The sequence below is a fragment of the Clostridium sp. ATCC 25772 genome (genome assembly GCF_001573875.1).
In the GTDB taxonomy this organism is placed as follows: domain Bacteria; phylum Bacillota; class Clostridia; order Clostridiales; family Clostridiaceae; genus Clostridium_J; species Clostridium_J senegalense.
Genome location: NZ_LFRG01000010.1, coordinates 248,518 through 270,143, shown reverse-complemented (window position 1 = coordinate 270,143; position 21,626 = coordinate 248,518). Strand labels below are relative to the sequence as shown.

Annotated in this window: 18 protein-coding genes and 1 other RNA gene; 17 read left to right on the top strand and 2 right to left on the bottom strand. The window is 26.2% G+C overall.

The window, feature by feature from the left end:
- The first annotated feature begins 53 nt into the window (after nt 1-53).
- The 7 genes from AZI32_RS05930 to ppdK all read left to right on the top strand — a co-directional run bounded on the left by AZI32_RS05930 (nt 54) and on the right by ppdK (nt 8,031).
- Nucleotides 54-752 (top strand): diacylglycerol kinase, encoded by a 699-nt coding sequence (locus AZI32_RS05930; protein ID WP_061994972.1) that lies wholly within the window; start codon nt 54-56, stop codon nt 750-752.
- Nucleotides 753-947: 195 nt separating this feature from the next.
- Nucleotides 948-1,346 carry a cytidine deaminase gene (locus AZI32_RS05925; RefSeq protein ID WP_061994971.1) on the top strand — a complete coding sequence of 133 codons (399 nt, stop codon included), beginning with the start codon at nt 948-950 and terminating at the stop codon, nt 1,344-1,346.
- 15 nt (nt 1,347-1,361) lie between these two features.
- On the top strand, nt 1,362-2,246 hold the full coding sequence (gene era / locus AZI32_RS05920; RefSeq protein WP_061994970.1) for a GTPase Era: 885 nt from the start codon (nt 1,362-1,364) through the stop codon (nt 2,244-2,246).
- A gap of 11 nt (nt 2,247-2,257) precedes the next feature.
- Nucleotides 2,258-3,001: a DNA repair protein RecO gene (recO, locus tag AZI32_RS05915; protein ID WP_157450848.1), complete on the top strand. Its 744-nt coding sequence runs from the start codon at nt 2,258-2,260 to the stop codon at nt 2,999-3,001.
- 55 nt (nt 3,002-3,056) lie between these two features.
- Nucleotides 3,057-3,629 (top strand): DUF4342 domain-containing protein, encoded by a 573-nt coding sequence (locus AZI32_RS05910; protein ID WP_061994968.1) that lies wholly within the window; start codon nt 3,057-3,059, stop codon nt 3,627-3,629.
- A 1,066-nt stretch (nt 3,630-4,695) separates the two neighbouring features.
- The gene (locus AZI32_RS05905; RefSeq protein WP_061994967.1) at nt 4,696-5,328 is read left to right on the top strand and encodes a helix-turn-helix transcriptional regulator; all 633 of its coding nucleotides are present in this window, start codon (nt 4,696-4,698) and stop codon (nt 5,326-5,328) included.
- 66 nt (nt 5,329-5,394) lie between these two features.
- Nucleotides 5,395-8,031: a pyruvate, phosphate dikinase gene (gene ppdK, locus AZI32_RS05900; RefSeq protein WP_061994966.1), complete on the top strand. Its 2,637-nt coding sequence runs from the start codon at nt 5,395-5,397 to the stop codon at nt 8,029-8,031.
- Nucleotides 8,032-8,085: 54 nt separating this feature from the next.
- Here the strand turns inward: ppdK and AZI32_RS05895 are convergent, their stop codons facing one another.
- Nucleotides 8,086-9,153, bottom strand: coding sequence for a CotS family spore coat protein (locus AZI32_RS05895; RefSeq protein ID WP_061994965.1), 1,068 nt, complete (start codon nt 9,151-9,153; stop codon nt 8,086-8,088).
- Nucleotides 9,154-10,007: 854 nt separating this feature from the next.
- Between AZI32_RS05895 and AZI32_RS05890 the strand changes: the two genes are divergently transcribed.
- From AZI32_RS05890 to AZI32_RS05850, 10 genes are all read left to right on the top strand, one after another.
- Nucleotides 10,008-11,042 (top strand): deoxyguanosinetriphosphate triphosphohydrolase, encoded by a 1,035-nt coding sequence (locus AZI32_RS05890; RefSeq protein ID WP_061994964.1) that lies wholly within the window; start codon nt 10,008-10,010, stop codon nt 11,040-11,042.
- Between the two features lie 358 nt (nt 11,043-11,400).
- Nucleotides 11,401-13,167 (top strand): DNA primase, encoded by a 1,767-nt coding sequence (dnaG, locus tag AZI32_RS05885; protein ID WP_061994963.1) that lies wholly within the window; start codon nt 11,401-11,403, stop codon nt 13,165-13,167.
- 19 nt (nt 13,168-13,186) lie between these two features.
- Entirely contained in the window at nt 13,187-14,254 is a 1,068-nt protein-coding gene (gene rpoD, locus AZI32_RS05880) for an RNA polymerase sigma factor RpoD (RefSeq protein WP_061994962.1), read from the top strand.
- A 442-nt stretch (nt 14,255-14,696) separates the two neighbouring features.
- A complete protein-coding gene (locus tag AZI32_RS05875) occupies nt 14,697-15,575 on the top strand; it encodes a PH domain-containing protein (protein WP_061994961.1) in 879 nt (292 codons plus the stop codon).
- A 15-nt stretch (nt 15,576-15,590) separates the two neighbouring features.
- Nucleotides 15,591-16,283 carry a class I SAM-dependent methyltransferase gene (locus AZI32_RS05870; RefSeq protein WP_061994960.1) on the top strand — a complete coding sequence of 231 codons (693 nt, stop codon included), beginning with the start codon at nt 15,591-15,593 and terminating at the stop codon, nt 16,281-16,283.
- The gene (locus AZI32_RS05865) at nt 16,274-17,089 is read left to right on the top strand and encodes a Nif3-like dinuclear metal center hexameric protein (protein ID WP_061994959.1); all 816 of its coding nucleotides are present in this window, start codon (nt 16,274-16,276) and stop codon (nt 17,087-17,089) included. Before AZI32_RS05870 ends, AZI32_RS05865 begins: the two co-directional genes overlap by 10 nt.
- A gap of 768 nt (nt 17,090-17,857) precedes the next feature.
- Nucleotides 17,858-17,992, top strand: a complete 135-nt coding sequence (locus AZI32_RS19030) for a CPC_1213 family protein (protein WP_275934973.1) — start codon at nt 17,858-17,860, stop codon at nt 17,990-17,992.
- 179 nt (nt 17,993-18,171) lie between these two features.
- Nucleotides 18,172-18,540, top strand: an RNA gene (rnpB, locus tag AZI32_RS05860) — RNase P RNA component class A.
- A 260-nt stretch (nt 18,541-18,800) separates the two neighbouring features.
- Entirely contained in the window at nt 18,801-19,172 is a 372-nt protein-coding gene (locus AZI32_RS05855; RefSeq protein WP_082761151.1) for a phage holin family protein, read from the top strand.
- 577 nt (nt 19,173-19,749) lie between these two features.
- Nucleotides 19,750-20,247, top strand: coding sequence for a hypothetical protein (locus AZI32_RS05850; RefSeq protein ID WP_061994957.1), 498 nt, complete (start codon nt 19,750-19,752; stop codon nt 20,245-20,247).
- A gap of 403 nt (nt 20,248-20,650) precedes the next feature.
- On the opposite strand, the gene AZI32_RS05845 is transcribed toward AZI32_RS05850, so the two are convergent.
- Nucleotides 20,651-21,553, bottom strand: coding sequence for a chemotaxis protein (locus AZI32_RS05845; RefSeq protein ID WP_061994956.1), 903 nt, complete (start codon nt 21,551-21,553; stop codon nt 20,651-20,653).
- Between the last annotated feature and the right edge of the window lie 73 nt (nt 21,554-21,626).

Here is a 21,626-nt window from a genome sequence, read left to right as displayed (position 1 = left end):
CTATATAAAAGATTAGATTGTGAATTTTTTACTACAAATAAGGGGCTAGTATTATGAAAGTTAAGAAAATTCTAGATAGTTTTAACTATGCTATAGAGGGAATAATATATTCTATAAGAACTCAAAGAAATATGAGAATACACGTTATAGCAGCAATAATGGTTTTAACATTATGTTTTTTTTATGATTTAAGTAAAGTTGAGCTACTTATTACAACTATAACAATAACTATGGTAATTGTTGCTGAAATGATAAACACGGCTGTGGAAGCTGCAATTGATGCAACTACCAATTATTACCATCCGCTTGCGAAGATATCGAAAAATGTTGCTGCTGGGGCTGTATTAATCACTGCATTTAATGCAGTGATAGTGGCGTATGTTATATTTTGGGATAGAATAAGACCTTTTTCAATTAATGTACTTAATAAAATTAGAAATTGTGATCCGCATATGATATTTCTTATATTAGTTATAGTTAGTATACTTACTTTAGTTGTAAAAGCAATATTTGGAGAAGGAACGCCATTAAGGGGTGGAATGCCAAGTGGTCATAGTGTAATATCTTTTTCTATTGCAACAACTATAACTTTAATTAGTAATAATTCTGTGATAATGGTATTATCTTATTTTTTGGCATTAATTGTAGCACAAAGTAGAGTTGATGCTAAAATACACTCTGTATTAGAGGTTGCTGTTGGCGCAATGTTTGGAATATTGGTAACTTTGCTTTTGTATAATTTTTTCTCGTAAATAGTTAAAAAACATTGAATTAAAATTATTTAGTGGTATAATTTACGTACACTTTATATGTATAAATATAGTAAAGAACCGAATAAAATTTTAATGAATATATATAATAAATATTTATAATAAACTTAGCATGGATTTGTAAAATACAAAATTAAGTTATTATTTATTTAAAGTTTATATTTAGGAGGAATAGATATGGATTATAAAGAATTAGTAAAAGAAGCTATAGAAGCAAGAAAAAATGCATATGTTCCATATTCCAACTTTAAGGTTGGTGCAGCGGTAATCACAGAGGATGGAACTATATATGGAGGCTGTAATATAGAAAATGCGTCTTATGGTGCTGCTAATTGTGCTGAAAGAACAGCTATATTTAAAGCAATTTCTGAAGGGCATAATTCTATAAAGGCTATAGCTGTTGTAGGAGATCAATCTACATATACAGCTCCTTGTGGAATATGTAGGCAAGTAATATCAGAGTTTTTAGAAGAAGATGGAAAAATAATAGTAGTTAAAAATGAAGATGATTATCAAATAAAAACTTTAGAAGAAATTTTACCAGGAGCATTTACAAAGAAAGACTTAATAAAGTAAGTATTGGAGGAAAAAATGTTTAAATCAGGATTTATAACAATAATAGGAAGACCAAATGTAGGTAAATCTACATTATTAAATTATATAATGGGAGAAAAAGTATCTATAGTTTCTAGTAGACCACAAACTACAAGAGATAATATACAAACTATAAAAACAACGGAAGATTATCAGATGATATTTGTAGATACCCCAGGAATGCATAAGCCAAGACATAAACTGGGAGAATATATGGTTAATGTAGCAAAGGATTCGTTAAAAGAAGTAGATTTAGTGTTGTTTATAACAACACCAGAAGATGAAATGCACAGAGGAGATGAACATATATTAAATCAGCTTAAAGAAGCTGGGGTTCCAACATTTTTATTAGTAAATAAAATTGATGAAAATCCTGCAGAAAGAGTGGCTAAAGCCATAGATACATATTCTAAAACTATGAATTTTGAAGAGGTTATCCCTTTATCTGCAATTAATGGGAAAAACATAGAGACGTTAATGAAGCTTATAGTTGAAAATTTACCGGAAGGACCAAAGTATTACCCAGAAGATATGATTATAGATAAACAAGAAAGATTTATAGTTACAGAAAGTATTAGAGAAAAAGCATTAAGATTATTATCTAAAGAAGTTCCTCATGGAATAGCGGTAGAGATAGTATTAATGAAAAAAAATGAAAAAGGTATATATAAAATAGAAGCTAATTTATTATGTGAAAAAGATTCTCATAAAGGTATAATAATAGGTAAAAATGGAAACATGCTTAAAAAGATATCTACATATGCAAGACAAGATTTAGAAAAGTTTTTTGGAAACAAAGTAAATCTTAAACTTTGGGTTAAAGTGAAAAAGGACTGGAGAGATAGTCCTACTATGCTTAAAGAACTTGGATATAAAAAATAGGAGTTCAAGATTTGAATTTAATAAAAACTAGGGGTGTAGTTCTAAAAACTCAAGATTACAAAGAAAATGATAAACTAGTATGGCTTTTTACAGAGAAATTAGGAAAAATTTCATTAATAGCTAAAGGTGCTAGAAAAGGGAAAAGTAAACTTATGTCAACTACACTTCCCTTTTGTTATGGTGAATTTGTACTTTACAAAGGTAGAAGTATGTATATATTAAATGAAGGAAAAATAATAGAATCCTTTCAGGATTTACTAGAAGACTTTGAATACTTAATATATGGTTCTTATTTAAATGAATTAGTTGACATATGTTGTGAAGATGGACAAAAGGAATTCTTTATATTCAAAAATTTAATTACAGCTTTTTATTTAATGAAGAATAAAGTTGTAGATTTAGATATTTTAGCAAGAGCCTTTGAATTAAAGATTTTATCTCATACTGGTTATGGTATAAATTTAGAAGAGTGTTGCATATGTGGAAATAAAATAAATACTTCAAATTATTTATCTATGCAATATTATGGTATGATTTGTAATAATTGTGAGAAAAGATATGTAACACAAATATCAACAATAGCTTATAATATATTAAAATTCCTTAATAAATCTGAATTGGAAAAAGTTCCAAGGATAAAGGTCCCACAAAATGCAAAAAAAGAAATAGAACAGATATTAAGTAATATTATAAGTACAAATTATACTAAAAGACCTAAAAGTCTTGATATGTTAAAACATTTTAAAGTGGAATAGGATTTTTACTTGAAAAACTTTTAAAATAGAGTTTATAAAGTATGGGGGTGTAAAAATGAGTGAAATAACTTTAGAAAAAATAGATATATTAAGAAACAGATTCAATATTAGTTATAGTGAAGCGAAAAAAGTTTTAGAAAAATGTGATGGTGATTTAGTAGAAGCATTGGTTTATTTAGAAGAAAGTCAATCGGATAAAAAGAAGAAGGAACTTTTTGATAAAGATGAAATAGTTAATTATATAAAAAGATTAATTGAAAAAGGCAATGTAATTAGAATAAGAGTAAAAAAAGATGATGAGGTAATAGTTGATGTACCCTTAAACGGGGTTATAGTAACAGGGGCAATATCAGCATTGTATCCTAAATTTTTAGTATTACTTACTGCAACATTAACAGCCACTGCTGTTGTTACTAAAGTTACTATAGAAGTAACTAAGGAAGATGGAACGGTAGAAGTAATTAATAAATATATAGAAAATGGTAAAAAAGTTGTTAAATCTACAACTTCAGATGTAATGGAAAAAATGTCAGATGTAACGTCTACAATAAAATTAAAATTAAACAGCTTATCAGATAAAGAAGATAATTTAAAGGAAAATTCATTTTCTTATAAAGTTAATTTGTAAAAGATATAGGGAAACGAGCTTCAACTTAAATTTATACATCAAATTTTTGTTATCAGTTAAGAAAAATAAGTACAAATATAGTTAGTTAAGAATTATGAATTATGAATTTAAGATGAAAGTGGCAACCACTTTCTGAAAATGATTTTAAAAAATCTATCAATATAATTTGCTTTGCAAATTTATAAAAAGATACGTTGAGAATTACTAGGAACGAAGTGAGTAGTAATAACCATAACTGTTAACTATTCACTCTTAACTTTTAACTAAAATAATCTGTTAGTTATTGATAAAATATTAATTTGAGTTTTCTCATTTGATAAATGAATAAGTTTAAAATTTAATTTGGAACCCTATAGCCCCTAAATATAATATATATTTAGGGGCTTATTTTAATTAGTTAAACAACTTTTAAAATTAAAAGTTATAAAAATAATTTTTAAATACTAACTTAGAAAAATGAAGAAATATAAGGAAATATACGGGAAAAAATATTTTTTATTATGTTATATTTATAACAAGCAAGAAATAAGATGAAAACTTGTATATTTAGCTTGAAATAGATATAATAAAAACTTGTTAATCATATATGTATTTTGAAATATTTAATAAAAAGGTGTATAATAAAAAGTAAAGTAGCATAAAAAATATACAATATCAAATTTAAAGTATAACAGATATAATGCGAAAAACCTTAAATGAAATACATTTTTCAATGTTTTTTTAAGAAATTTAATTTTATTAAAAAACAAAATGTATTAAAGATTAAATCATGTAAATATTTAAAATAATTTGAAATTTAAATGTTATCCTTCATAATTTGCATGATATGTCCCTGTATGGTAAAATATAGAGGAAAATATACTAGTTTTTAATATTTCATAAAATAAAATATTATAAAAAAGATTAATATTTGTTAAAATAAATAAAATGATAATAAAAGCTAAATTAAAATAATATTTAGTTTATTTTTGATTGATAGTTATTTTACACATTGAAATTGTAAAATTTAGTTTTATAGGAAAAGGGGATAGCATTAAAAAATTTAAACTGAAAGAGGGCGAAGACAATAGAATTCTCACCAAGGCAAGAAGAAATTATAAAACTTGTAAAAGAAAATGCACCAATTACTAGTGAAGCGTTAGCTGCAAAATTAGGGTTGACACGTTCAGCTTTAAGAGCAGATTTATCAATTTTAACCATGATTGGTATATTAGAAGCAAGACCTAAAGTCGGATATATTTACTCTAAAAATTCATCAATAGGCTTTAGCAGTGATTATATAAGAAGTATTAAAGTAAAAGATGTAATGTCAAAGCCTATAGTAGTACAAGAAGAAACTACTGTCTATAATGCTATTTTAGATTTGTTTTTAAGTGATGTAGGTACTTTGTTTGTAGTAAATAATGATAATTTAGTTGGTATTGTTTCTAGAAAAGATTTTATTAAAACTGCTATGGGTACTGCAGACATACACAAAGTTCCAGTAGGCATAATTATGTCAAGAATGCCAAATATAGTTTTAGTAGAAGAAGAAGATTCAGTATATGATGCTGCAAAAAAAATAATTGAACATGAAGTTGATTGCTTACCAGTGGTAGGTAAAGAAATTGAAGATGGCAGAGAGGTTTTTAAGATAAAGGGGAAAGTTTCAAAAACTAGCATAACTAATATATTTGTTAAACTGGGTGAAGATAGATAAATTGAAAAATTTATCTATTTAGCTATATATTTCTAATATTATTTTGTAATTAAGGGGTTGTTTAACATGGAAGAGAAAAAATATGTGTACCTATTTAAAGAAGGAAATGGTGATATGCGTGATTTGCTTGGGGGCAAAGGTGCAAATCTAGCAGAAATGACCAACATAGGAATACCTGTACCTATGGGATTTACGGTAACAACAGAGGCATGTAATAAATATTATGAAGATGATGAAATTATATGTGATGAAGTTGTAAATCAAATTTATAACAAATTAGAGCAACTTGAAAATGAAACAGGTAAACAATTTGGGGGACTTGAAAATCCATTGCTAGTTTCAGTAAGGTCAGGAGCAAGAGCTTCTATGCCTGGCATGATGGATACGATATTAAATTTAGGATTAAATGATGATACTGTAGAAGTAATGGCCAAAAAAACATCAAATCCAAGGTTTGCATATGACTCTTATAGAAGATTTATTCAAATGTTTTCAGATGTAGTAATGGGAATAGATAAAAAACTTTTTGAAAGCATAATGGATGAAAAGAAAAATGAAAAATCAGTTAAATTAGATACAGAATTAAATGCTGATGATTTAAAAGAATTAGTTATAAAATTTAAAGAACTTTATAAAAAGGAAATAAATGAAGATTTTCCAATAGAACCTAAAAAGCAATTAATACAGTCTATAACAGCGGTATTTAGGTCTTGGAATAATCCAAGAGCTATAGTGTATAGAAGGCTTAATGATATTCCATCTAGCTGGGGTACTGCTGTTAATGTTCAAGAAATGGTATTTGGAAATAAAGGCAATACATCAGGAACAGGTGTTGGTTTTACGAGAAATCCGGCAACAGGAGAAAATAAAATATTTGCAGAGTATTTAATGAATGCTCAAGGTGAAGATGTTGTTGCAGGAATAAGAACACCACAACCAATTTCAAAATTAAAAGAAGATATGCCTAAAATATATGAGGAATTTATATCCATAGCAGATACTTTAGAAAAACATTATAAAGATATGCAAGATATGGAGTTTACTATAGAAGAAGGCAAATTGTATTTTCTTCAAACAAGAAATGGCAAAAGAACAGCGCAAGCTGCATTAAAAGTTGCGGTGGATTTAGTAGAAGAAGGTATGATTTCTAAAGAAGAAGCAGTCTTGAAGGTTGATCCAAAACAATTAGATACTTTATTACATCCAAATTTTGACAATAAAGAAATAGAAAAAAGTATTCCTATAGCAAGTGGACTTCCAGCTTCACCAGGTGCTGCTTGTGGTAAAATATACTTTACAGCAGAAGCAGCAAAACAAGCTCATGAAGGTAGAGGAGAAAAGGTTGTTTTAGTTAGACTTGAAACATCACCAGAGGATATAGAAGGAATGGTAGCAGCAGAAGGAATACTTACAGTAAGAGGTGGTATGACATCCCATGCTGCAGTCGTTGCAAGAGGCATGGGAACTTGTTGTGTAGCTGGATGTGGTGAAATAAGAGTTAATGAAGAAGAAAAAACTTTAATAGCTAATAACGTAATCTATAAAGAAGGCGACTATATATCATTAGATGGAAGTACTGGTAATGTATATGAAGGTGAAATTAAAACTGTAGAACCAGCTATAAGTGGATATTTTGAAACACTTATGAGTTGGGCAGATAGTATAAGAGCTCTAAAAATAAGAACTAACGCTGATACACCAAAAGATACTGCGCAAGGTATTAGATTTGGTGCTGAAGGTATTGGACTTTGTAGAACAGAGCATATGTTCTTTGCAGCAGATAGAATAATGGCTGTTAGAGAAATGATAGTTGCAAAAAATGAAGAAGAAAGAAAAAAAGCTTTAAATAAAATTCTTCCAATTCAAAGACAAGATTTTATAGAAATTTATGAGGAATTAAAAGAAAAACCTGCAACTATAAGATTTTTAGATCCACCGCTACATGAATTTTTACCATCAGATGAGGCAGATATAAAGGAATTGGCAGAAGATTTAGATATAACTGTAGCAGATTTGAAATCTACAATTCAATCATTGCATGAATTTAATCCAATGATGGGACATAGAGGTTGTAGACTTGCAGTATCCTATCCAGAAATAGCAGAAATGCAAGCAAGAGCTGTAATAGAAGCAGCGATAGATGTGAAAAGAAGAAAAGGATATGATATAGTTCCAGAAATAATGATTCCGTTAGTTGGCGAAGTAAAAGAATTAAAATGTATAAAAGATGTTGTTGATAAGGTTGCAAAGGAAATTATAGAGAAAAGTGATGTTAAACTTGAATATCTTGTAGGAACTATGATAGAAGTTCCTAGGGCAGCTCTTACTGCTGATAGAATAGCCGAAGAAGCTGAATTCTTCTCATTTGGAACAAATGATTTAACACAAATGACTTTTGGTTTCTCAAGAGATGATGCAGGAAACTTCTTAAAACATTATTATGATAAAAGAGTTTATGAATTTGATCCTTTCCAAAAATTAGATCAAGATGGTGTTGGAAAGTTAGTTGAAATGGCTGCTAAGTTAGGTAGAGAATCTAGACCAAACTTAAAAGTTGGAATTTGTGGAGAGCATGGTGGTGATCCATCTTCAGTTGAATTCTTCCATGGTGTAGGATTGAACTATGTCTCATGTTCACCGTTTAGAGTTCCGGTAGCTAGATTGGCAGCAGCTCAAGCGCAAGTTAAGAATCCAAGAAAATAATATTTAAAAATATATACCGCTACACATATGTGTAGCGGTTTTAATATTTTCAAACTAAAGTCTTGTATTAAATTTTTGTTCGATATAACTTTTGAATTTTAGAGAAAAATCATATTGAAAATAACAGTCTTTTGTTGCTTTCTTTAGCATTTTACAAAAGATTTTTTTATTACATTTATTTATATTACCAAAATAATCCCTTGATAATTTCCAATACTTTTGAGGAAATGATAGATATGATAAAAGATATTTATAATCATCTAAAGTGAGTTGTGAACTTAGCTCATACTCCTCAAAAAAGCTCATAGCAACTGTAAAACTCCAATTTATCTTCTCTTTACGTAAAACTCTTCTTAGACAATAACCAATATCAAGGGCACAATAATCAATTTTACATTTATCAAAATCTATCACCCATACATTATCATCTATATCTAAAATTAAATTTTTACTAACATAGTCATTATGACAAATTGACTTAGACAAGTAAGATTCATCTATTAGAGAAGCTATATAATTAGATAATTGAGCTAATTTTATATTGGTTTCAAAGTTTTTTAAATAGATTTTAGAGTAGTTATCATTAAACCTAGAGGCTAAGTTAAAATAAACCAATAAATTATTAAAATGTTTGTTTATAGATTTATAAAGATTACTACAACCAACTTTGATTTTACTTTCACTTATAGGTTGAAATAGTTTAGAATAACTATGGATTTTACCTAAAGTTTCAGCAGCTAGTAGTATTTCATATTGGGAATTAAAATTGCATTTAAGCCCATCAATCCAAGGAGTTAAAATAAAAAGCATATCATTATAGTTTACAAATCTACCATGGTTTTTTGTAGGTAAAATTCTAGGAACGTGGATATTATGTCTGTAAATCCACTCTATAGCAGAATATACAAACATAAGTTCTTCTGCAGGATAATAAACTTTCTTAATACAATATGTATTATCCGGTGTAACAATCTTATAAACAGCTCTTTGCTTATCGGTATCTTTGAATTTAATTTGTTCTATAGTAAAATCATTTAAATCATAATGTGGAATAACATAAGTTTTTACGTTATTTATAGTTAAAAATTTAGAATTATTTTTAGAAACATCTAATGTACTCATTAACAATACTCCTTTAAAAAGATTACATTATAAACATATTAATAAAAAAACGCTAATATACATGAATGATAAAAATACTTTATTAAAATTAGAATAATAATTAAAATATTAGAATAAACTTAAATGGATTTATATAGGGAAAAAATCTCAAATTTAAATTTATTCAATAACTTTAAAATATTTTCATACAAGATACAGTGTTGAATTCTAAGTGATTCGGAGCATGTATCACTGTTTTAGGTATACAAGTTTGGAAATGAATAAATTTAAGAGTCAACTTGGAACCCCATAGGCGTAAAGCTAAACCTAAAAGTTCCAAAATTATAGTGTTAAAAGTAATAATGAAAAAGATTAAAATGATAGTATGTGAAAATTTCAAAGAAACTCTAAATATGTTTTTATCTGATTTTTATGACCACCCGGATAAGCGATGTCCTTGTCTGGTGCACCGGCTAGTCTGTCCTTTGATTAGGTCAAAAAAGTCAAACAAAAATCTATAAGAGTTTCTAAATCAATTTTCAATGAATATATTCTCTAAAATAAGATTTGCACCTAAGATTATATTGAAGAGAATAATTTTCAATTTTTGTAAGTACTAAAGGTATTTAAATATTTTATTGATGAAAAAGGTATATTTGAAATTGAAATTAAAAATTTACAAATAATAGATTTGACTTTAAGGTACTTTAGTTATATGATTTATAATTGCTAAAGTATTATAAAAATATAACTAAAATTTTATATTACTTTAGTGTTTGTAAATAAAATATATAGTATAATTTAATTTTAACAAAGGAATTTCAATAATATTGATAGAATAAGTAAGTAACATATAAAGGTTAGGAGGATTTTTGATGAATATAAGAGAAAAAATAGAAAAAAATGAAAAACTTATATTAAATCCTTTTGCAACTTACTCAATAAATACAAAGGGTAGAAAAATATTAGAGAAAGAAGACGATTTTAGAACTTGTTATATGATTGACAGAGATAGAATAATTCACTCTAAGTCTTTTAGACGATTAAAAGTTAAGAGTCAAGTATATATTAAAACATTAAACGATCATTATAGAACAAGGCTCACACATACTTTAGAAGTTTGTCAAGTAGCTAGAACTATAGGAAAAGCTATAGGATTAAACGAAGATTTAATAGAAGCAATAGCATTAGGACATGATATCGGACACGGACCCTTTGCTCATACTGGTGAAGAAGTGTTAAATGAGCTTTTGCCTAATGGTTTTATGCACAATAGTAATAGTGTAAGGGTTTTAACTAAAATAGAAAATGACGGAAAAGGACTAAATTTGACGACGGAAGTATTAAATGGCATACTTTATCATAGTGGTTTTGGGTTAGATAGGAATAATCCGACGACTTTAGAAGGACAAGTTGTTAAATATAGCGATAAAATAGCTTATGTAAATCATGACATTGATGATTCTATAAGGGCGGGTTTATTAAAAGAAAAAGACCTTCCTATGGATATTATAAAAATTTTAGGAGAAAATCATAATAAACGAATAAATAATTTGATAATAGATTGCGTTAATAAAACTCTTGAAAATATAAGTGAAAATATAAGTAAAGTGGAATTATCATTAGAAATTGAAGAAGCTTTAAGCAATTTAAGAAGATTTATGTTTAAAAAAATCTATAAAGGAAATATTTTAAAACTAGAGAGAGATAAGGCGAAGTTTATTTTACGACATATTTATGAATATTTTTATAATAAACCAGAACAATTGCCAGATTTCTATAAAAATATTGTTTTAAAAGAAGGATTACATCAGGGGGTAGCAGATTATATATCAGGTATGAGTGATGAATATTGTTTAAGAGTATTTAATGATATATATGTGCCTAAATGTAGTACATATATTATATAGAATATGTCAATAATGTATTTAGAAAAGATTGATATATAGAATTTAAAAATTACAGATTAAACAATACATTGTAGATTAGGATACCTAAAAAAGATGTAATTTAGCTAAAAATTAGGTTGAATTCAAGGAGATATGTTAGAATGAAAATTTTCTAGAATTTATGAATAAATTAAAATGTGAACTTGTTTTACTATAAAATGTTATAAAAATTTAACTTTTTGAAGGAGATTTTTACTTTATAAAGAATATATAAAAAGTGAAATATAAATTTCGATAAAAAAAATTAAAAATAAAGAAGGAATTTTAATTTTTTTGTCGAATTTCAAGAAGATAAATAAAAAAAGGTGGGATTTAGTTAGTGATTTCAGAAGAAGTCATTCAAAGAATTAAAGATGAAGCGGATATAGTAGACATTATATCTGAAAAAATTTCATTAAAAAGAGCAGGAAGAAACTTTATTGGAAGATGCCCATTTCATAATGAGAATACTCCATCCTTTACTGTATCTCCAGATAAACAAATTTATAAGTGTTTTGGTTGTGGAGAAGCTGGTAATGTTTTTAGTTTTGTCATGAAAACAGAAAATTTGACTTTCCCAGAAGTAATAAAAAAATTAGGAGAAAAGTTAGGGATAGAGGTAGAAGAAAAAGGGGTTATAAATAAAGAAAAAAAAGATAAATTTGAAAGAATGAAAAAGCTGAATGTAGATGCAGCTAAATTCTTTTTTGCTAACTTAAGAAAGAATACAAAATCTATGAATTACCTAAGAAATAGAAAAATTGAAGACAAGACAATGAACAGGTTTGGGCTAGGTTTTGCATTAGACAATTGGCAAGATTTAAGAAATTATCTTAAAAACAAAGGATATTCCGATAATGAAATGGAGCAGTTAGGATTAATAATAAAAAGTCCAAAAAATAATTATTATAATAGATTTAGAAATAGAATAATATTTCCAGTATTTGACCATAGAGGGACAGTTATAGGTTTTGGAGGAAGAGTTTTAGATGATAGCAAACCTAAATATTTAAACTCTCCTGAAACACCATTATTTTATAAAGGAACTAATTTATATGGATTAAATTTTGCAATAAAAGACGATTTTAAAAAGACGATAATTATGGTAGAAGGGTATATGGATTGTATAGCTTTATACCAAGAAGGAATAAAAGGAGTAGTGGCTACTTTAGGAACTGCTTTAACAGAAAATCAAGCTAAACTTTTAAAAAGATATGCAGATAAGGTTATAATTGCTTATGATGCAGATAATGCAGGACAAAAGGCAACTGCAAGAGGTCTAGAAATATTAAAAAAGGTTGGGTTAGAGGTTAGAGTACTTTCAATACCTAAAGGCAAGGATCCAGATGATTTTATAAAAAAGTATGGTAAGAGCGCTTTTGAAAAACTTATGGATGATGCATTGCCACTTATAGAATATAGATTAAAAAAGGCAGAAGAAGGAATAAATTTCTCAGATAATGAAATGATAATAAGGTATAAGAACTTAGCAATGAAAATACTACAAGATGTGGGTGAATTTGAAAGAAATATCTATATAAAGCAAATTGCTGAGAAATTACATGTAAAAGATGAAATATTAAATGATGAATTTAATAGAATAAATAAAAAAATACAATCTAATAATGTAATTGATTTTGACAAATTTAATAAGACTTCATATATTGAACCAGCAATTGTTAAAGCTGAAAGAATTTTATTAAAGTACATGTTAGAAGACAAAGAATATTTTAATAAAGCAAAAGAATTGTTAGGAAATATAGGTTTTTCGTCTGAAGCACATGAGAGAATTTACGAGTTAATAGTTAAATTTTCCAATTTAAATTATGATAATAAAATACAATCTATTGAAAATAATTGTAATGATAGTGAAACAACTAAACAATTTATTAACTTATTACAGTGCTCTATTGATAAGGAAAATTGTAATATAGATAAAATGATAGAAGATTGTATAAAAAATATAAAAAAATATAAGTTAGAGGAGTCAGAAAAAGAAGTTATGAATAAAATTAAACATTATGAAGCACAAGGAAATGTGGAAGAAACATTAAAATATACTCAGCAGTTTATAGAAATACAAAAGACTTTAAAAAACTTACAATAGCATGAAAGGAGGTAACACAATGAAAGACAAGAACTCAAAGGTTGCAGTAGTAAAGAAACTTATAGAAAAAGGAAAAAAGCAAGGATCTTTAACTTATAAAGAAATTGTAGAAGAACTAGATGATGTAGAATTAAATCCAGAGCAAATAGAAAAAATATATGAAGCATTAGAAGCAATGGAAATTGACGTAGTTGGAGAAATTCAAGAAGAAGAGGAAGAAGAAGAAGAAGAGATAGATATATCTATACCGGAAGGTATTTCAATAGATGACCCAGTAAGAATGTACTTAAAAGAAATTGGAAAGGTACCTCTATTATCATCAGAAGAAGAAATTGACTTAGCGCAAAGAATAGAAGAAGGGGAAGAATATGCTAAGAAAAAATTAGCAGAAGCAAACCTTAGACTTGTTGTAAGTATAGCTAAGAGATATGTTGGAAGAGGTATGTTATTCTTGGATTTAATACAAGAAGGAAATTTAGGACTTATAAAAGCTGTTGAAAAATTTGATTATAGAAAAGGATATAAGTTCTCAACATATGCAACTTGGTGGATAAGACAGGCGATTACAAGAGCTATAGCAGATCAAGCTAGAACTATTAGAATACCAGTTCATATGGTTGAAACTATAAATAAATTAATAAGGGTTTCAAGACAATTACTTCAGGAGTTAGGAAGAGAACCATTACCAGAAGAGATTGCAAAACAGATGGATATGTCTGTAGATAAAGTTAGAGAAATAATGAAAATAGCCCAAGAGCCAGTATCACTAGAAACTCCGATTGGTGAGGAAGAAGATAGTCATTTAGGTGATTTTATACCAGATGATGAGGCTCCAGCTCCAGCGGAAGCAGCTGCATTTACTATGCTTAAGGAACAATTAATTAATCAGCTTCAAACATTAACACCAAGAGAAGAAAAAGTATTAAGATTAAGATTTGGATTAGATGACGGTAGAGCTAGAACTTTGGAAGAAGTAGGTAAGGAGTTTAATGTTACTAGAGAAAGAATTAGACAGATTGAAGCAAAAGCATTAAGAAAGTTGAGACACCCAAGTAGAAGTAAGAAATTAAAAGATTACTTAGATTAAAAATGAGGTTTAATGAATTTATAACTGGCATTTAGAATATACAAATATAAAGCTAAAGGTATTTTTACCTTTAGCTTATTTTAAATTAAAAAATAATAAAAATATAGTTTTAATTTAATTTTACGGTAATTTTGTTTTATGATATAATTAGTCCATATTCAGTTTAAGTAATAGTTCAAATTACTAATCTATTTTGCAAAATTCTATGTTTATAGAACTTTAATAATTCTATTATTAAAATCTGTTTTCCTTGGGTTTAACAAAATATACATTGTGATTCTGGTCTATTATTTTCTTTAATAGGACTTGTGTAAAAAATAGCTTCTATTTATTTAAAAGTAAGAAGAACATATTGTAAGATAAAAAATAAATTTAGAATAAACGATTAAAAATTAAATATGATTTATAATATATATAAAATATGTTGAAAAGAGGTGATAAGGTGCTATTCAATTCAAGAAAAGAAAAAGAAATATTAGTAGTTTTTTTATTTGTAATAATATTTAATATAGCAGTAATTTTTCTTATGGGATATATGAATTCTTATATAATAATAAGTTTATTAAAGTTATTATTAATTTCATATAACATATATTATTTTTATTATATAGGTTTATGGATAACTTTAAAGTATGAAATTAAGGAAAAAGAAATTTTAATTATTGGTTTTAAAGGATTGAAAAAGATTAAAATTTCAACAGATGAAATAGAGGGATATACTAAAACTAAAGGCAATATAAAAGGAGTGAAACTTTCAGGAATAGCTACACATAATTTTGCGTTAGGAAGAATTGTTATTAAAAAAATAGGTACTACAAGAATGTTTGTTACTAATAATAAAGATGTTATATATTTAAAAACTAAAGAAATAAATTATGCGATATCGCCTGAAAACATAGAAGTCTTTGAAAAAAACATTGAAGAAAAAAATATCCACTTAACAGAGTGGGAAGGTAAATTTAATAAAATTCACAAGATATATAAAGAATGGAAATTTAAAATACCAATAATATTAACAGGAATAGTAATAGTAATTTTAATTTTAAATCCGTTGATTTTATATTTAACGGAAAGATTGCCAGATATTATGCCTATTACCTTTGATGCTAAATTTAATGTGGTTAAAGTGGGCACTTCTAAAGAATTTGCTTCAGCACAAATGACTTATGGAGTTCTTAATATGGCATTATTTTTCTGTATGTATTATGCTGCATATTTTTATGCTAAGTATGATAAAAAAGTAGCGTATAGATACTTATACGTTCCTCTAGTTATAGCTTTGTTATTTTTATTTATACAAATTAAAATATTGATAGGTTAGTAAAGGATGATACAAATGAATTTAAGTAATAGATTGAAAACTATAAGCGAAATGATAGATAATAATACAAAAACTATAGTAGATGTAGGAACGGATCATGGTTATATTCCTATTTATCTTGCTAAAAACAAAAAAATAGATTATGCAATAGCATCAGATATAAATAAAGGACCTGTAGAAAAAGCAAAATTAAATATAAAAAATTACAGTTTAGAAAATAGGATTAAATGTAGATTAGGTGGCGGACTTACAACAATTAAAAAGAATGAAGTTGAAGCAGCTATAATAGCTGGTATGGGTGGAAACTTAATTAGAGATATAATAGAAGAAAGTTTGGATGTATTTAAAAATTTAGATTATGTTATTTTACAACCAGTTCAAAATCCAGAAGTTTTAAAAGAGTATATATATAGTAAAGGCTATGATATTTTAGATGAAAATCTAGTAAAAGAAGATGAAAAATTCTATGAAATATTTAAAATTAGATATAATAATAATATAAAAGAAATAGAAACTATATATTATGAAATAAGTGAAATTTTATTAGAGAAAAAACATCCAATTATGAAAGAATATTTAAATTTTAAACTTGGAAAATACATGAAAATATGTGATGGATTAAAATTAAATAGTGAAAGTGCTACAAGTAGAAAAAAAGAATTGGAATTTAAAGTAAGCAAAATAAAGGAGTTTTTAGAATGTCTTTAAAGGTTAAGGATATAATAAAAATAATGAATCAATATGCTCCAATAAAATTAAAAGAAGACTATGATAATGTAGGTTTAATGATTGGAGATAAAGAAAAACAAGTAACAAAAATATTAGTGGCTTTGGATACTACTTTAGATGTAATTGAGGAAGCAAAAGAAAAACAATGTAATTTTATACTAAACCACCATCCTATATTATTTTTAAAACCTAAAAGTATAACTACAGATACATTATTAGGAAAAAAGATAATAAATCTTATAAAAAATGATATAAATGTTTATGCAAGTCATACAAATTTGGATTCAGTTGAAAATGGAATTAATGAGATGGCAACTAGGATTTTAGGATATGATAAATTTAAGGTTCTAGATTGTAGTAGAGCTTTAGGCTATAATAATGGAAAACATGGCATAGGTAGATTAGTAAAGCTAGAACAAGGCATTTCATTGAAAGAACTTTGTATAAAAGTTAAAAAAAGTTTTAAGGCATCTAATATAAGATATACTGGTAATGAAGAAAAATTAATAAAAACTATAGCTATAATAAATGGTAGTGGACAAGATTACTTAAATCTAAGCAAAACAAAGGGTGCAGATTGTATAATAACAGGAGATACAACGTATCATTACATAAGTGATATAAAAGAAGAAGGCATAGCAGTAATAGATGCAGGACACTTTGTTACAGAATGGCTACCAATGGTGGCATTTAGTAAAAAATTTGAAGAAATTTTAAGAAATAATGGATTTAATAATGAAATAATTCTATCAGAAAAAACAGTTGATCCATATAAATATGTTTAAATATAAAGCTCTAAGCTAGAATTAGCTTAGAGCTTTATATTTTCAATTTAAGAAAATATTTGTATAAGTTATTATATTTATATAACTTTGGTTCATTTTGCATCTCAAATTATTGAATATAAAGTTTTATGAAGTACATAATAAGAATATAATCAGCTCACAAACTAATTAATAAAAATAGTTATTTAAATATAATTATTAAAGTATATAGTTTTAACTGAGTTGATATAGGGTTTTAACCTACATTTTAAATATAAATTTAAAGTTGTAGGATACCCGATAAATAGTTACTTTAATTTTAATATTATATATTAAAGTAATTATTATATTAATCTTTTAAAGTAATATAAACATATTAGTTTAAGAAGAGAAAGTAATTTTTATAAAGGTAAGAAAATTAAATTTAATTTAAGACTATTATTATTTATACTATTACCAAACAACTTCTGTTTTATGTTTATGTTAAAGATTAATATAAAATTAGTTAGTTATAATTTTATAGCTAATTATAGAAATATATTTATTTAATATTTAAACCTATAATCATAAGCTATGTAGTATAGTATTCACCAAAGAAAAAGTAATACAAATACTACTTAATTAAAGACTAAATAACTTTTCCTAAGATAAACACTTATACTGCATAAAAATAGATTTATTATTGAATATAGGGTTAAAATATTTTATAAAATATTTCTGCTATTAGAAGTATTAAAGTATTAAATTTTAATACTTCTATAATTAAATTTTAAGAAAGGTTGATTACCGATGGGAAATAAAATGAAAAAGAAAAAAAACAATGGGCACAAGCATATTGATCATGACCCAAGAACTGAAAGTGCTAAAGCTGTTTTTGGTGAACCAAAGGCTAAAGAATACAATCCAACTGATTTTAAAATTTAAATAATAAAGAAAATGCAATGATATTTGTCATTGCATTTTCTTTATTATTTAAATTTAATATATATACAATTATAAAAAAATTTATTTTTACAACAAAAATTATAATGATTTATATAGTTAATTTTAAAAAATACAAAAAAATTTGCATTTATATTAAAAGTATGATAATATAAATCTTGCGAGTAAGTCAGACAATCGCTGCTGATTTTTTCAGGAGAGGAAAGTCCGAGCTCCGTAGGGCAGGGTGCTGGGTAACTCCCAGTGGAGGTGACTCTAAGGAAAGTGCAACAGAGATATACCGCCAGAACAAGTTTACTTGTGAGTTTAGATTTTATCTAACTGGTAAGGGTGGAAAGGTGAGGTAAGGGCTCACCAGCGTACTGGTGACTGTACGGCTATGTAAACCCCATCTGGAGCAAGATCGAATAGGGGGATATATGGGGCTGCCCGTCCCGTCCCCGGGTGTATCGCTTGAGTTTATTGGTAACAATAGGCCTAGATAGATGATTGTCAAATACAGAACTCGGCTTATAGATTTATCTCGTATATGAAAAACATTAGGTTAACGCCTAGTGTTTTTCTTTATGTGTATAATAAAATAAAATGTTGAATAAAAAAATTAATAATGTGAGTCATTAGCATAAAATAAGGAAGTATATGGCAAGGTAAAATTTGAAAATTAAGTGAGAATTTCTGGTATTTTACTTATATTAAAAATTGATATTAAAAACAAGCATTATATTTTTTACTTATATGGGTATAATATATACGAATTAATAAAACATATTTAAAACGGAGGTATATGAAAATGTCAGAAAACGAAAATAAAAACAAATATGAAAATAAAAGTAGTTTCTTAGGATGGATAGTAAGATTAGTATTATTTGCAATTGTCTTAGGTGTGACATCATTTTTGACACCAGGTTTTACTGTTAATGGATTATGGTCTATGATTATAGCAGCGGTTGTTATAACTGTATTAGACTATTTTGTAGAAGCTCTTATGGGAGTTGATGCATCACCTTTTGGAAAAGGTTTTAAAGGTTTTGCTATTGCAGCTGTAATAATATACTTAGCACAATTTGTAGTACCAAATATGAGAGTATCTATAATAGGAGCTTTAATAGCAGCTATAATTATTGGAATCATAGACGCCATATTTCCAGGAAGAGTTATGTAAAATAATATTATAAAAAACACCCTATAAATATTTTTTTAATATTTATAGGGTGTTTTTTACTTTTATTAGTATATATTTATAGGGTATATACTAATAAAAATTAAGATAAAAACAGTTAAGTGATTAATATTATAAACTGCATTAAATTCTTTATATATTGAAAGTTACATAGAAGATAATAATCATATTAAATTAAGGAATATATGTGAGCATAATAAATAAAAAGTAGATTAAATTTGTTGTTGAATTTCAAATTGAGATAAATTTTTTCTTTTAGTAAAAATTATTTTAAGATTTTACAGGTGAAAAATCATTTAATAAAAGTTTAATTAAAATAAAAAATATAGTAATATATAAATATGAAAAAAGTGAGAAATAAGGAATATAAATAATCTAAGTGTTTAAAAAGAGATTATATAGAAATTGTATCAGAATAGCTGTTAATTCAATAAAATAAATATGATGATAACTTAACTAAAGTATAGAAATATACGTAAGTATATTATGAGCGCAACGTGAAGTTTGAAAATTTAATATTAAAAAGATTTTATGTTGTTAGAACGCAGGAGGAAATGAAATGGGTTATAATTTAATTGATTTAGTGGACAGGGCAATAGACACATCAAATAAAATTTTAAATTTTTACGAAAATATTAAAAATAATAACAACATAAGTTCTTTTAATGTTTTTGTAAATATATTAAAAAAACATGAGAAGGAAAAAATTAATTATTATAAAGGGTTAAAGGAGTCTATGGATTATGAAAGTACAAAAGAAATAAATTTTTTTTTATATGATAAAATTTCATCACTTATTACTCAATTTAACAATAAGATTAGTAGTCATAGTTGCGGAATTAATACAAAAGAGCTAATTGAATGTGCAATAGAAATAAATAAAGATGTTAGGGCACTATTTATAGATGTAAGAGGTAGAATAACAAAAGATGAGGATGATTGGGAAACCTCTGAATATAAAGTTTTAAGTATTATAATAAATATACAAGAGGAATATATAAAAAAATTAGAGCAGTTATACAACAAGAGTTATATAGGGAAACAAGCTCCAATTTAAATTTATTCAATAACCTTAAAATATTTTTATACAAGATGGAGTGTTGAATTCTAAGTGATTCGGAGCATGTCTCACTATTTGGGGTATCCAAGTTTTGGAATGGATAATTTTAAGAGTCAACTTGGAACCCTATACAGAGAAATAAGTTAAAAGTTAAATTTATTCCATAATTTTAAAATGTTTTTATATAAAATGCAATGTTGAATTCTAAGTGATTGGGAGCATGTCTCACTATTTTGAGTATCCAAGTTTTAAAGCGAGTGATTTTAAAAGTAAACTTAGAATCCTATAAAAAATTTCAACTTGATAAAATTACAAGTTGAAATTAGAGTTTATAATTAGTTAATTTATATGTAAAGCACTAACAATAACTTTAAGAAAATATTGTTAGTGCTTTTTATAATTATTTATTAATTATAAATTCATCTATGGTATCTACAAGTTGTCCAATTTCGGGCTTGCTAATTTGAGCGTTTGCACCTACATCAATACCTTTATGTTTTAAATCATTAGTAATTAAAGATGAAAAGATTATACAAGGTAATTTTCTTAAGGTAGTATGTTCTTTAATTTTTCTTACAAGAGTATGACCATCCATTTGAGGCATTTCAATATCAGTTATAAGTATTTGAACATCATCTATAAAGTTTTCTTTTTTACTTTCAGCTAAGCTAGTAAGGTATGTTAATACCTCATTACCATCATTGAAAAATATTAAATCATTAAAACCAGCTTTATTCAGTGTGTTTTTTAAAAGTGTTCTTATTAATGCTGAATCATCAGCTAAAACAATTTTTACTCCATGTCTATCTTTACAATGTACATCTTTAATTTTATCTTCACTTATACCTATTTTGGGGTTTATGTCAGTAATAATTTTCTCGAAATCTAAAAGTAATATAATTTTGTCTTTAAATAATATGTTTCCAATTACTAAAGGATTAGTTGAAATTTCATCAGGCTTTCGAATTTGTTCCCACTTAATACGGTGAATTGCAACAATATCATCTATTTTAAAGGCTACTTTAACTTTATTAAATTCACATAAAATAGCTTTAAAAGGTTTTGTACTATTATTCTTATGAGAATCAAGAACTTGACTTAAGTTAATTAAGGTAAGTATCTCATCTCTACAAAGAACTACACCATCTATAGAAGGATGATTATTAGGTAGTTCTGTTAGGTTATCTATATCCACCACTTCTTTAACCTTTATAACATTTATTGCATAATGTTTAGTATTTACTATAAACTCTAGTATCTCAACTTCACCAGTACCAGACTCTAGTAGTATATCTGTTTTCATAAAATTAACACCTACTTTTTAAAAATATTAATATATTATATATATTTTGAATATACAGTTTTTAGTATAAATT